This is a genomic window from Aeromonas sp. QDB20 (genome assembly GCF_027707805.1).
GTDB lineage: Bacteria > Pseudomonadota > Gammaproteobacteria > Enterobacterales > Aeromonadaceae > Aeromonas > Aeromonas dhakensis.
Genome location: NZ_JAPCJC010000006.1, coordinates 344,387 through 357,691, shown reverse-complemented (window position 1 = coordinate 357,691; position 13,305 = coordinate 344,387). Strand labels below are relative to the sequence as shown.

Below are 13,305 nucleotides of genomic sequence, written 5' to 3'. Positions count from 1 at the left end.
AAGCTGTTGAGTCGTTTTAAGTGTAATTCGGGGCAGAATTGGTAAAGAGAGTCGTGTAAAATATCGAGTTCGCACATCTTGTTGTCTGATTATTGATTTTTCGCGAAACCATTTGATCATATGACAAGATGTGTATCCACCTTAACTTAATGATTTTTACCAAAATCATTAGGGGATTCATCAGGGCTGGGCGCTGGCCACCTATTTATGTGCAGCCATATAGAGAAGGTGTTCTTTTGTTGGTTTTATTTTAAGTGGCTGTTTTTAATGATTTATTTAATTTATTTGCTGGCTTTTGTTTGTTTTGTTGAATTGTTAAACGTTATTTAAGTTGTTCATCTTGTAGTTTTTTATCTTGAAGTTGCGAATTTCAGAAAAAACTCACGATAAATTCCACTGCACAAGCCGGGACCAGAATGCACCCCTAGTTCTACTTGATTTTTGTTGCAGAGCTTTTACAGTGACCGAGCGGATAGTCTGTCAATCATCAGCTATTCAGTGAGTAATGCCAGGAAGGACGGGCCCGTCACCGGATGTGACTGGCCATAAAAGAACAACAAGGACGAGGTTCCACCATGCTGTCGTATTTCCTACGTCGGATGCTTTTGATCATCCCGACGTTTCTCGGTATCACCCTGCTCGTCTTCACCATCACCCGTTTCGTGCCGGGCGGTCCGGTCGAACGCATGTTGCTGCAGGCCCAGGTTTCCCAGAATGAGTCCGGTCGCTCCAGCGGCAGCAAGGGGGCGCAGGCGCTCTCCGACGAGCAGATCGAGGAGCTCAAGGCGTTCTATGGCCTCGACAAGCCCATGCTGGTCGCCTATTGGGAGTGGCTGCAGAAGCTGGCGGTGCTGGATCTCGGCGAGTCGACCCGCTATTACGAGCCGGTGTGGGATCTTATCAAGGACAGGTTGCCGGTGACCGCCTTCTTCGGGCTGGCCACCTTTCTGCTGAGCTACGCCGTCTCCATCCCGCTCGGGGTGGCCAAGGCGCTCAGACACAACACCCGCTTCGATTCAGTCAGCTCCATGCTCATCTACATGGCCTATGCGTTGCCCGCCTACGTGGTGGGCATCTTCCTCATCACAGTGTTCGCGTTTCATCTGGAGTGGCTGCCCATGGGTGGCTTCCCGGGAGACGAGTTTGACGGGATGGAGAACAGCTGGGATCAGATCCGTACCCTCTTCGCCCACGCGCTGCTGCCGCTCATCGCCTATGCCATCGGGGATTTCGCCATCCTCACCATGACCATGAAAAACAGCCTGATGGAGAACCTGTCGGCGGATTACGTACGTACCGCCGTGGCCAAGGGCTTGCCGTTTCGCAAGGCGGTGACCGATCACGCCATGCGCAACAGCCTGATCCCCATCGCCAGCCACCTGGGGTCGGTGCTCACCGTCTTCTTCGGCGGATCCTTCCTCATCGAGACCATCTTCAACATCGACGGCATAGGCCTGCTTGGCTACGAGGCCATCGTGGAGCGGGACTACCCCACAGTGATGGGCATTCTGGCCATCACCTCCATGCTGATGCTGGTGGGCAATATCGTCTCCGACATCTGTGTCGCCCTTGTCGATCCCCGCGTGCGGTTTGGAGAGTGAACATGAACCTGAATCCGGTAACGCTGAAAAAACTCAAGCGTTTCAAGTCGATAAAACGCGGCTACTACTCCTTTATCATCTTCACCACCCTGGTGCTGCTCTCCCTGCTGGCGGAGCTCTTGGTCAACAGCCGGGCACTGATGGTGAGCTATCAGGGGGAGCTCTATTTCCCCACCTATGGCGACGTGATCCCGGGTCAGCAGTTCGGGCTCGATTACGAGTACGAGACCAACTACCGCCAGCTCAAAGACAAATTCGCCGCAGAGGGCAAGGGGGACTGGGTGTTGCTGCCACCTGTGCCCTGGAACCCCTATGAGCAGGACTTCAAGCAGGACGCCTACCCACCCTATGCGCCGAGCCTGGCCGAGCGCCACCTGCTCGGCACCGACACCAGCGGCCGCGACGTGCTGGCGCGGCTGGTCTACGGCTTTCGTATCGCCATCGGCTTTGCCTTTATCGCGCTGGTGGCCAGCTACGCCATCGGCGTCACCATCGGCTGCATGATGGGCTTTCTCGGCGGACGCTTTGACCTGGTGCTGCAGCGCTTCATCGAGATCTGGTCCCAGGTACCGTTTCTCTACGTCATCATGATCCTGGTGTCGCTGGCCAAGCCCAACTTCGGCCTGTTCGTGGCTATCAACGTATTGTTCGGCTGGATGGGCATCACCTGGTACATGCGCACCCTCACCTACAAGGAGCGGGCGCGGGACTATGTGATGGCGGCGCGGGCCCAGGGGGCCGGCACCGGGCGGATCATCTTCAACCACATTCTGCCCAACACCCTGATGATGATCGTCACCCTGGCGCCGTTTGCCGTGGTGGGCAACATCTCCACCCTGACGGCGCTGGACTACCTGGGCTTTGGCCTGGCCCCGCCCACCCCGAGCTGGGGGGAGCTGCTCTCCCAGGGGATCAACAACCTGGATGCCATCTGGATCGTGAGCTCGGTAGTGGCGGCGGTGAGTCTGGTGCTGATCATGGTCTCCTTTATCGGCGAGGCGATCCGCGAGGCGTTCGACCCGCGCAAATTTACCCGTTATCAGTGACCTGTGGCGCACTCAAGGCGCCGGGTCGCTCACCCTTAAATTGATAAACCCCCAGTGCAGGGGTATGACCAGGAAGTCAAACATGAACAATAAAATCAAATGGATAGGTGCTCTATTCTTGTTGGTGAACGGGACCTGGGTGTGGGCGGCCAGCCTGCCTGCGGATCTCAAGTGGGAAACCAACGACACCGACCCCGTGTTCGCCTCGCCCAAGGCGCTGCCCGGCGGCAGCATCACCATGTTTGTAGACAGCTTTCCGCTGACGTTTCGTACCGTGGGACCGGACTCCAACGGCGCGTTCCGCTCCTTTATCCAGGACAACCAGCTGAGGCTCATCAGCTTCCATCCCAATACCGGCAACCCCATCCCTGCGCTGGCGACCCACTGGGCCATCGCGCCGGACAACCAGACCGTCTACTTCAAGCTGGATCCGCAGGCCAAGTGGTCTGACGGCAAGCCGGTGGTCGCCGATGATTACACCTTCGGCTACGAGATGATGCGCTCCAAGGACATCAAGGGGCCCTGGTTCAACAACTACTACACCACCGAGGTGGTGGCGGTGGAGAAGGTTGACGACCACACCATCCTGGTCAAGGCGGGCACTCGCAAGGCCAAGCTGGACCTGCTCAACACCACCGAGCTGTGGCCTCAGCCCAAGCACTACTACAAGCTGACCCCCAACTGGGTGAAGCAGTACAACTGGGCCGTGGTGCCCACCACAGGCCCTTATGTGATGACCGACGTGAAGAAGGGCAAGTCCATCACCTTCAGCAAGCAGAAGGGGTGGTGGGCCCAGAACTATCGCTACAACCAGCATAGGTTCAACCTCGACACCATCAAGGTGCAGGTGATCCGCGATCACAACATCGCCTTCCGTCACTTCCTGAAAGGGGAGCTCGATACCTTCGAGATGATCCTGCCCAACTGGTGGCATGAAAAAGCGGTCACTCCCGAGTACAAGCAGGGATACGTGCAGAAGGTGATGGCCATGACCGACACCAAGCAGGGCGGGCAAGGGCTGCATCTCAATATCGCCACTCCCAAGCTGGCGGACATCAACGTGCGGCTCGGCATTCAGCATGCCCTCAACATCGACAAGATGATCAAGACGGTGCTGCGTGGCGACTACGACAGAGCCACCACCTTCGGCTCGGGTTTTGGCGAGTTCACCGACATGCAGCTGCCGGAGCGGGCCTATGACATCAGCAAGGCGCGCGACTACTTTGCCAAGGCGGGCTACAGCAAGCCGGGGCCGGACGGCATCCTGCAGAACGACAAGGGTGAGCGACTGACCCTGGCGCTCACCTACACCAGCCAAGAGCACTCCAAGCGGTTGACCGTGCTCAAGGAAGAGGCCAAGAAGGCGGGGCTGGATCTGGAGCTCAACCTGGTGGACGGCGCCACCGGCTTCAAGGCAATGCTGGAGAAGAAACACGAGGCGGCCTGGATGGGCTGGGCCGGCGGCGGTCTCTATCCACAGTATTGGGAGTCGTTCCACTCCGCCAACGCCAACAAGCCGCAGACCAACAACCTGTTCAACGTGGCCGACAAACAGCTCGACGCGCTGATCGACGCCTACAACGTCGAGTTCGACATGGCCAAGCGGGCCGAGCTCTCTCGCCAGATCCAGCAGCGCATCTATGACTTGGCCATCTTCGTGCCCGGAGTGCAGCTCAACTACGTGCGAGCCAGCAGCTGGCGTTACGTGATGCTGCCCGAGGTGCCCGCCACCAAGAACACGCCGGATCTGCTCTACTGGCCCATGGACGGCTACCCCCACAGCAGTGGCGGTCTGCTCTGGCTCGATCCCAAGGTGAAGGAAGAGACCCTGAAAGCCAAGGAGGCAGGGGAGGCGCTGGCGCCCATCAACCTGCTCGACAAGACCTATGCACGTCACTGATATGGCGCAGAAGGGAGCAGCAGTCATGCCCAACACACAGGCTCCCCACCCGGGTGCCCGGGATCATGGGAGGCAGCTCGGCGTGAATGATGGCCAGAGCAAGGCCCCGATTCTTGAGGTACGCGATCTCGAGGTGGAATTTGCCGTCGACGACGGCAAGATCAAGGTGCTCGATGGGGTTAGCTTCAAGGTGGCCCCGGGTCAGACCCTGGGGGTGGTCGGCGAGTCCGGCTGCGGCAAGAGCGTCACCTCGCTCGCCATCATGGGGCTGCTGCCCAAGCCCCATGGTCAGGTGGTGGCGGGTTCCATCCGTTTTCAGGGGGAGGATCTGCTCGCGCTGTCACCGGATCAGATGTACAAGGTGCGCGGCAATCGCATCTCGATGATCTTTCAGGAGCCGATGACGGCGCTCAACCCGGTGCAGACGGTCGGCGATCAGCTGATGGAGGTGTTCCGCCTCCACCGTCCCGACTACAACAAGGCCCAGCGCAGGGAGGCGGCCATCGCCATGCTGCAGAAGGTGGGGATCCCCGAGCCCGCCCAGCGCTTCGCCGTCTATCCCCACAACCTCTCCGGCGGCATGCGCCAGCGGGTGATGATCGCCATGGCGCTCGCCTGCGAGCCGGCGCTGCTCATCTGCGACGAGCCGACCACGGCGCTGGATGTGACCATCCAGGCCCAGATCCTGGAGCTGATGAAGGAGCTGCAGGCCCAGACCAGCATGGCCATCATCTTCATCACCCACGATCTCGGGGTGGTGGCGGAGCTGTGTGACGAGGTAGTTGTGATGTATGCGGGCCGGGCGGTGGAGCAGGCCGACGTGTTCGAGCTGTTTGACCACCCGCGCCATCCCTATACTCATGGTCTGATGAGCTCGATCCCGCGGCTCGAGGATGAGCCCAAGAGCCTGCTCAAGACCATCAAGGGGCAGGTGCCGGCCCTGCACGAGATGCCCGCCGGGTGCCGTTTCTCCAACCGTTGTCCCCATGCCACCGAGATCTGCGTGAGGGCCATTCCGGCCACCGAGCAGCTCGCCGAGCGGCACGGGGTGGCCTGCCACCACTGGAGGGAGCTAGCCGTATGAAGACGCTTTTATCGGTGCGCGACGTGAAGCAGCACTTCCAGCTAGGCGGCGGCTTGTTGCGCAAGAAGTACCACGTCTACGCGGTGGACGGCATCAGTTTCGATCTCAAGCAGGGGGAGACGCTGGGGCTGGTGGGCGAGTCCGGCTGCGGCAAGTCCACCCTGGGACGCACCCTGCTCAAGCTGTTCGAACCGACCGCCGGCACCATCACCTTCGAGGGGCGTGACATCACCCACCTCTCGCCCAAGGAGATGCGCTCCCTGCGCCAGGAGATGCAGATCGTGTTTCAGGATCCTGCAGAATCCCTCAACAGCCGCCACACGGTGGGGCAGATCCTGGAGGAGCCCTTCGTCATCCACGGCAAGGGCAACGCCGAACAGCGGCGGGTCTGGGTGCAGGAGCTGCTGGAGAAGGTGGGGCTGCCCGGCAGCGCGGTGGATCGTTATCCCCATGAGTTTTCGGGCGGCCAGCGCCAGCGCATCGGCATCGCCCGGGCCATCGCCCTCAAGCCCAAGCTGCTGGTCTGTGACGAGGCGGTGTCGGCGCTGGATGTGTCGGTGCAGTCCCAGATAGTCAACCTGCTGCTCACCCTGCAGCGGGAGATGAACCTCGCCATCATCTTCATCGCCCACGACCTGTCGGTGGTCAAGCACATCTCGGATCGGATTGCGGTCATGTACCTGGGCCGGATCGTCGAACTGGCCGAGGCGCAGTCGCTCTACCTGGCGCCGCGTCACCCCTATACCCAGGCGCTCATCTCGGCCATTCCGGTGCCGGATCCGCGTCGGCGCAGCCAGCGCATCTTGCTGACCGGTGATGTGCCATCTCCCATCTCGCCGCCGAGCGGTTGCCACTTTCACCAGCGCTGCCCCTATGCCGGCGAGCTGTGCCGCACCCAGTCACCGAGCCTGCAGTCGTGCGACGGGGCCGGTCACCAGGTGGCCTGCCACATGCCGTTGCCGCTGGCCGAGGCGATCCCCCTGGGAAAGGCGGTATGATGCCGGTGCCCGCATCGCAGCAAGATGGCACGGGAAACAACGAATAAAAAATGGGGCCTGCGGGCCCCATCTTCATGGTTGGAGTTCAGGTTTGGCCGTGGAACATCTGGCCAGGGCAGGACAGCGCCCCCGAGAGGGGATGGCTGCTGTGTGGATTGCTGTTGTTTGTAATTTTACTACTTAAATACCCGGTAACTCTTTCACGAAATTGGCCGCTGGTGGTATCAGGCGCCATAACGGAAGTAGTAGTTGCGGGTTGACGGTGCATAGGTATCTTTCTCTGCCACGCCTTTCTTGCTGGTTACACCCTTCAGGTGGAACAGTACTGCCAGATTCTCAAACATATATTCACCTCATCGCTCTGTCGTTGACTTGTTATCTGTGACCTGGGTCACACTTTGATCCTATGGCCTTCTGTGAGCTGGATCAACTTTTCGTGTTGTAAATTTACATAAATCATGGAAAGGGTTTTCAAATCCAGCGCTGTTTATGGAGACGGTTTCAGCAGGCACTCAGGTTGCGGTACTGATGGCCAGGCTGACAGGCCTGGGTGAGTGGGAGATGGGACATGTCAGAGCAGCAGTGCAGTCTGGCGGTTTCGAGGGGAAGCACGCCAAGGGCGGGTGGGAGCAGGCAAAAAAATACCCCGCACCTGGCGGGGTATGTGGTGTGGTCGGCCTTGACCTGCGGGCTTATTTGGCCGGGATCTGTTCCAGCACGTGAATCAGCAGCTGCCAGAACCGCTCGACCGCCGGAATGTGCACCTTCTCGCCCGGCGCGTGGGCGCCGCGGATGGTCGGGCCGAAGGAGACCATGTCCCAGTCCGGATAGGCGCTCTTGAACAGACCGCACTCGAGGCCGGCATGGATCACCATGACGTTCGGCATCTCGCCAAACAGGGTCTGGTAGCTGCTCCGTACCAAGGCCATCACCGGGGAGTCCACGTTCGGTGCCCAGCCAGGGTAGGCGCCGGTAAACTCGCAGCTGGCGCCAGCCAGATTGAACAGGGAGCGGGTCATCTGCTCGACGCTCTCGCGACCAGAGTCGATCAGGGAGCGGATCAGGCACTGCACGTACACTTCGCCATCCTGGGTCTTGATGACGCCCAGATTGGTGGAGGTCTCGGTCACGCCCGGGATGGCATCGCTCATGCGGATCACCCCGTTCGGGCAGGCCATCAGGGAGTCCAGTAGGCGGGCCTGCAGGGACTCGCTCATCAGCTGGGCCGGTTTCTCCTGGGTGGTGAGCAGCACGGTCAGGTTGGCTTCGGTGGCAGCCAGCTCGCTCTGGTAGATGCCGGTGTAACGGTCAACCAGGGCCTTGAATTCATTGACGCTGGCGGCGGGTACCAGCAGCTTGGCACGGGCCTCGCGCGGGATGGCGTTGCGCAGGGTGCCGCCGTGGATCTCGGCCAGACGCAGGCCCAGCGGCTCGGCGGCCTTGAGCAGACGCACCAGCAGCTTGTTGGCGTTGCCGCGGCCGCGATGGATGTCGACCCCGGAGTGACCGCCGCGCAGCCCTTTTACTTGCAGCTCGAAACCTTCGCCTTCAGCGGCTGCAACCTGCTCCAGCGGGAAGCGGATATTGGCATCCACCCCGCCAGCGCAGCCCATGTAGACCTCGCCATCCTCTTCGGAGTCGGTGTTGAGCAGGATCTCGCCCTCCAGCCAGCCCGCTTCCAGACCGAAGGCGCCGGTCATGCCGGTCTCTTCGTCGGTGGTCAACAGCACTTCCAGCGGACCGTGCTTGATGCTCTTGTCGGCCAGCACGGCCAGGCAGCCGGCCATGCCCATGCCGTTGTCGGCACCCAGGGTAGTGCCGCGGGCGGTGACCCATTCACCGTCGATGTAGGCATCGATGGGATCCTTGGTGAAGTCGTGCTGGGTGTCGGCGTTGGCCTGGGGCACCATGTCGATGTGGGCCTGCAGCACTACCGCCTTGCGGTTTTCCATCCCCGGCGTGGCCGGTTTCTTGATGATGATGTTGCCGACGGCATCTTGCTTGACCGCCAGCCCTTCCCCTTCGGCCCACTGCATGATCCAGGCGCTCAGCTGGGCTTCGTGCTTGGAGGGGTGGGGGATGGAGCAGATCTGTTCGAAGAAGTGCCAAATCAGTTTGGGAGAGAGAGAGCTAAGCTGTGCCACGTCGGGACTCCTTACCAGCACGGAAAATGACAGAGCCCCGGCAGCGGGGCGAGGAAGAGGATAACGATAATACAGTCAATCACACAAAAATGTGAGCGATCAGCGCAAATTGCGGGCAGCTTGTGCTGGCAAGCGGGGGATTGGCAGCGAACTGCTCCGGTGGGGGCAAAATGAGCCAGCACAAAAGATTTTTTGTGATTCACATCACAAAAATATTGAGTTTATGGCGCCGACTGGTAAATTAACGACCGTGGTTCGCCACCCGTCAGGATGACGATGAATGCCTCCAGGGAACCGAAGCAAAGCAAGTGCGCCTCCATGGAACCGAGTGTCCGTTCAAGGATTTGAGCCCGCATAAAGGTACGTAACTTGTTAAGCAATCAGGAGTTTATTATGTCAGGCAGCAATTCAACCTATTGGTTCGCCCCGTCTCTTTATACCCAGGGCTTCAGCTACCCGAACCCCTACGCCAACCGCCGTTGATGCGGGCCGTCAGCCAGGCTGACGACGGGCGTATCGAAAAAAGCAGGTGAGTGAGGAATCCATCCTCCCCCTGCTATTTTTTTATCTGCCGAGCGGCAAACCCCGCCGAGGAGAGGAAAAAGAGGGAGTCAGCCGGACTTGCTTCGATTTTTTCCTGCATTTCGCATACGTTTGCCAGTCAATTTATCCGCAAACGATGGTATCATGCCCGCCCAACAGCCTGTCTGCGGTCCTGCCCCCTCTGTGACATGACCGCCAGCTCTGCCCATCCTGCTTCCATTGCATCTGTTTTCGCTGCCGAGGGTCTTCTCCCGAGGCGGCCGCGGTGCAAGCTGAATTTGGGGAAAAGGGCCGTCAGCATTAACGAAATCACGTGCGTCGGCACGGGGTTTAAAGTCTTAAGTGATTGTTTTTATAACTCGTTGAGATCGATAGTATGCCGAAAAAGTTTTATGTGTCGTGGGACAACCTGCAACGTGAAGCGCGCCGTCTGGCCCGTCGTCAACTGCCTGTCAGCCAGTGGAAAGGGATCATCGCGGTCAGCCGTGGTGGCCTGGTTCCGGCGGCGCTGATGGCCCGTGAACTTGGCATCCGCAACGTCGAAACCCTCTGCATCTCCAGCTACGACCACAACAACCAGCGCGATCTGGTGGTGGTGAAGGCCGCCAGCACCGCGGGTGACGGCGAAGGTTGGCTGGTGGTGGAAGATCTGGTGGACACTGGCACCACTGCCAAGGTGATCCGCGAGCTTTACCCCAAGGCCAAATTCATCGCCATCTTCGCCAAGCCCATGGGCGAGCCGCTGCTGGATGATTTCGAAGTGGCCATCCCGCAGGACACCTGGATCGAACAGCCGTGGGACATGGCGCTGGAGTTCGCCACCCCCATCTGCGACGAAGAGTAAGCCGCAAAGCTGCTGCAAAGGGCCCCTGTATGGGGCCCTGTTTTTTTGTGGTGCAACTGGCTGCCCGGCGGCAAAAGTGGTTAAGATGGAGCCATTGCATGACAGAAATGAGTAACAGCTTTGGACTTGAACGACGACCTCAACCTGACCGAACAGCTCTTTACCCGGGTCAAGAAGGTGCTGGAGACCTCCGAAGTCTCCAACTCCAGCCCGGTGGAGGAGCAGGATCACAATGTGGACGAGAGCTTCATCGACGGTTCCATGTCAACGCGCTGGTATCGTCTGCTGCGCCGGCCGACCTGGGCCTGGCAGGGAGCGGATCCGGTCGAGGTGGAGCAGACCCTGGCCCGCATCGCCATGGGGGAGGGCGAGCGTACCCACGAGCGCTTCCTCGACACCATCAAGGGTTATGTGCCCGGCAACTGGGTCTATGAGTGGAGCCAGCTGGCCGGCCGCTACTTCAACCGGGGTCGTGAGCTGGTGGCGCAGGGCGAGCGGGCCGCTGCCCTGAAAAGCCTGCTCAAGGCGGTGCGTTACTACTCCATTGCCAGTTATCCCCACCTGAAGAATGACGAGCTGGCGGATCAGGCCCAGTTGCTCGGCAACATGGCCTACCGCGAGGCGGGCCGCCTGTTCAAGGTGCCGCTCAAGGAGCTCCAGGTGCCGTTTCGCGGCAAGCACATTCAGGGCTACCTGCACCTGCCAACCACCGACAAGCCGGTGCCTTTGGTCATCGTCAGCGGCGGCATCGACTCGCTGCAGGTCGACTTCCTCAATCTCTATCTCAAGTGCCTGGAGCCCAACGGCATCGGCATGCTGTCGCTGGACATGCCGGGCATCGGTTATGCCGAGCACTGGCCGCTGGTGCAGGACACCAGCCGGCTCCATCAGGCGGTCTTGAACCATCTCTCCGAGGTGGCCTGGGTCGATCACCAGCGCATCGCCATGGTGGGATTCCGTCTGGCGGGCAATGTGGCGGCGCGCCTCGCCTTCATCGAGCCATTCAAGCTGCGGACCGTGGTCTGCATCGGCGCCGGCGTCAACCAGGTGTTTACCAATCATGAGATGTTCGCCCGCTGCCCCCGCATGATGCGGGACGGGCTGGCCAACCGCCTCGGCGCCGATGCGGCCGAGTGGGAGTCGCTGCGCACCAAGTGCCAGGTATTTTCACTCAAAACGCAAGGATTGCTGGGGACTCGCACATCCGTGCCGATATTGAGTATTGGACACAAGCGAGATTTCATTTGTCCCGAGCAGGATGTACGGGCATTGGCCTCCGCCAGCCGCAACGGCAAGGCGGTGGTGTTCGACAAACAACCCTTGCTGGAGGTGTACGACGAGGCGTTGAAAGAGATGGTCGACTGGCTCAAGAAGCACTTATGTACATGATATAGCGCTAAAACTTATCGTCATCCCAGGGTGACGTGGCTTGTTCAACAGGGAGGTTAACATGTCAGAAAGAGTGACCTACAAGCGACTGCTGAGGCAGTTTGCCGCGATTGGCCCCTATTTACGTGAGGACCTTTGTGAAGAGGGGCGTTACCGTTTCGACTGCCTTTCCGTCTGTGTCAGTGCCAAGCCGGCACCGGACAAACGGGAGTTCTGGGGCTGGTGGCTGGTGCTGGAGCAAGACGATCACAGCTTCAGCTACCACTATCAGGTCGGCTTCTACAATGCGGACGGGGAGTGGCTCGACAAGCCGTTGCCCAAGAAGCATCAGGTGGAAGTCGAACGCACCCTCAACCACTTCTACAAGCTCATCAGCGACAAGCTGCACCAACTTGGTTGCCAGCTCGCTCCCGCCGAGCAGGTCACCAACGAGCTGACCGTCACCGCCGCCTGATGACCCGCCGCCCCGCCAGCCCCCCATCGGCTGGCGGGGCATTTCTTTGCCGCGCTGCCGGTCCCGCCTGCCGGGCGGCGTTAATTGCCTTGCAGGGCAACAGGGCCGTGGGTATAAAGGGATTCCTTACATTTTAGCCTTTTTGCTCCCATGGAAAACAGAACCATAGTCGTCAAACTGGGCACCAGCGTGCTCACCGGGGGATCTTCCCAGCTCAATCGTGCCCACATGGTCGAGCTGGTCAGACAGTGTGCAGCCTTGCACCGTCACGGCCACAGGGTCGTGATGGTCACTTCGGGGGCCATCGCCGCCGGCCGTGAGCATCTGGGCCACCCTCCGTTGGCGCCAACCCTGCCCAACAAACAGATGCTGGCGGCGGTGGGCCAGACCCAGCTGATCCGGGTCTGGCAGGATCTGTTCAACCTCTATGGGCTGCATATCGGCCAGATGCTGCTGACCCGTGCCGATCTGGAGGACAGGGAGCGCTACCTCAATGCCCGCGACACCCTGCGCACCCTGCTCGATCACCGCATCATCCCGGTCATCAACGAAAACGACGCTGTGGCCACCGCCGAGATCAAGGTGGGGGACAACGACAACCTCTCCGCTCGCGCCGCCATCCTGGCCGATGCGGATCTGCTGATCCTGCTTACCGACCAGAAGGGGCTCTTCACCGCCGATCCGCGCACCAATCCGGATGCCCAGCTCATCGAAGAGGTACAGACCATAGACGACACCCTGCGCAAGCTGGCGGGTGACAGCGTCAGCGGGCTCGGCACCGGTGGCATGGCCACCAAGCTGCAGGCGGCCGACGTGGCGCGCCGCGCCGGGGTCAACGTGGTGATCGCTACCGGCCAGATGCCGGAGGTGGTGGGGCGTCTTGCCAGGGGCGAGCGCATCGGCACCCTGTTCCCGGCGCTGGCTTCTCCGCTGGAAGGGCGCAAGAGCTGGATCCTGGCAGGGCCACCCCCTCATGGCGAAGTGCAGGTGGATCAGGGGGCCGTGGCCGCCATGCAGGAGAAGGGCTCCAGCCTGCTGCCCAAGGGCATAGTGGCGGTGAAGGGGGATTTCGTGCGCGGCGACGTAGTGCGCATTCTCGATCCCAAGGGGGCCGAGCTGGCGCGCGGCATCTGCCGTTACAATCATCTGGAGCTGGATAAACTGCGCGGCGTCCATTCGGACAACATCGAACAGGTGCTGGGCTACGGCTACGGCGCCGTTGCTATCCACCGCGACGACATGGTGCTGCTGTGAGGCGTCAGCCGCGGCAGAGCATGGGCAGCGGCACACCAGGATAAGAGA

General features: G+C 60.3%; 10 protein-coding genes. 9 read left to right on the top strand and 1 reads right to left on the bottom strand.

Features of this window, described 5'->3' with window-relative positions; genetic code table 11:
• Positions 1-575: 575 nt before the first annotated feature.
• The 5 genes from PG897_RS10815 to PG897_RS10795 all read left to right on the top strand — a co-directional run bounded on the left by PG897_RS10815 (position 576) and on the right by PG897_RS10795 (position 6,629).
• Entirely contained in the window at positions 576-1,601 is a 1,026-nt protein-coding gene (locus PG897_RS10815) for an ABC transporter permease subunit (RefSeq protein ID WP_010633023.1), read from the top strand.
• A 2-nt stretch (positions 1,602-1,603) separates the two neighbouring features.
• Positions 1,604-2,647 carry an ABC transporter permease gene (locus PG897_RS10810; protein WP_019839457.1) on the top strand — a complete coding sequence of 348 codons (1,044 nt, stop codon included), beginning with the start codon at positions 1,604-1,606 and terminating at the stop codon, positions 2,645-2,647.
• Between the two features lie 82 nt (positions 2,648-2,729).
• Positions 2,730-4,547, top strand: a complete 1,818-nt coding sequence (locus tag PG897_RS10805) for an extracellular solute-binding protein (RefSeq protein ID WP_026458979.1) — start codon at positions 2,730-2,732, stop codon at positions 4,545-4,547.
• Positions 4,548-4,572: 25 nt separating this feature from the next.
• Positions 4,573-5,631 carry an ABC transporter ATP-binding protein gene (locus PG897_RS10800; protein ID WP_201881335.1) on the top strand — a complete coding sequence of 353 codons (1,059 nt, stop codon included), beginning with the start codon at positions 4,573-4,575 and terminating at the stop codon, positions 5,629-5,631.
• A complete protein-coding gene (locus PG897_RS10795) occupies positions 5,628-6,629 on the top strand; it encodes an ABC transporter ATP-binding protein (protein WP_017788354.1) in 1,002 nt (333 codons plus the stop codon). Before PG897_RS10800 ends, PG897_RS10795 begins: the two co-directional genes overlap by 4 nt.
• A gap of 692 nt (positions 6,630-7,321) precedes the next feature.
• Here PG897_RS10795 and PG897_RS10790 read toward each other — a convergent pair.
• Positions 7,322-8,773, bottom strand: coding sequence for an aminoacyl-histidine dipeptidase (locus PG897_RS10790; protein WP_201881333.1), 1,452 nt, complete (start codon positions 8,771-8,773; stop codon positions 7,322-7,324).
• A gap of 919 nt (positions 8,774-9,692) precedes the next feature.
• Between PG897_RS10790 and gpt the strand changes: the two genes are divergently transcribed.
• From gpt to proB, 4 genes are all read left to right on the top strand, one after another.
• Positions 9,693-10,160, top strand: a complete 468-nt coding sequence (gene gpt, locus PG897_RS10785) for a xanthine phosphoribosyltransferase (RefSeq protein WP_005297888.1) — start codon at positions 9,693-9,695, stop codon at positions 10,158-10,160.
• 120 nt (positions 10,161-10,280) lie between these two features.
• Positions 10,281-11,549, top strand: a complete 1,269-nt coding sequence (gene frsA, locus PG897_RS10780) for an esterase FrsA (RefSeq protein WP_017781463.1) — start codon at positions 10,281-10,283, stop codon at positions 11,547-11,549.
• Positions 11,550-11,610: 61 nt separating this feature from the next.
• The gene (gene crl / locus PG897_RS10775; protein WP_005297893.1) at positions 11,611-12,003 is read left to right on the top strand and encodes a sigma factor-binding protein Crl; all 393 of its coding nucleotides are present in this window, start codon (positions 11,611-11,613) and stop codon (positions 12,001-12,003) included.
• Between the two features lie 150 nt (positions 12,004-12,153).
• Entirely contained in the window at positions 12,154-13,257 is a 1,104-nt protein-coding gene (gene proB / locus PG897_RS10770) for a glutamate 5-kinase (protein ID WP_005297894.1), read from the top strand.
• Positions 13,258-13,305 lie beyond the last annotated feature (48 nt).

What these genes read in the sequence shown, in the direction of transcription:
- PG897_RS10815 (WP_010633023.1), top strand. Translation starts at nt 576, where the DNA reads ATGCTGTCGTATTTCCTACGTCGGATGCTTTTGATCATCCCGACGTTT.
- PG897_RS10810 (WP_019839457.1), top strand. Translation starts at nt 1,604, where the DNA reads ATGAACCTGAATCCGGTAACGCTGAAAAAACTCAAGCGTTTCAAGTCG.
- PG897_RS10805 (WP_026458979.1), top strand. Translation starts at nt 2,730, where the DNA reads ATGAACAATAAAATCAAATGGATAGGTGCTCTATTCTTGTTGGTGAAC.
- PG897_RS10800 (WP_201881335.1), top strand. Translation starts at nt 4,573, where the DNA reads ATGCCCAACACACAGGCTCCCCACCCGGGTGCCCGGGATCATGGGAGG.
- PG897_RS10795 (WP_017788354.1), top strand. Translation starts at nt 5,628, where the DNA reads ATGAAGACGCTTTTATCGGTGCGCGACGTGAAGCAGCACTTCCAGCTA.
- gpt (WP_005297888.1), top strand. Translation starts at nt 9,693, where the DNA reads ATGCCGAAAAAGTTTTATGTGTCGTGGGACAACCTGCAACGTGAAGCG.
- crl (WP_005297893.1), top strand. Translation starts at nt 11,611, where the DNA reads ATGTCAGAAAGAGTGACCTACAAGCGACTGCTGAGGCAGTTTGCCGCG.
- proB (WP_005297894.1), top strand. Translation starts at nt 12,154, where the DNA reads ATGGAAAACAGAACCATAGTCGTCAAACTGGGCACCAGCGTGCTCACC.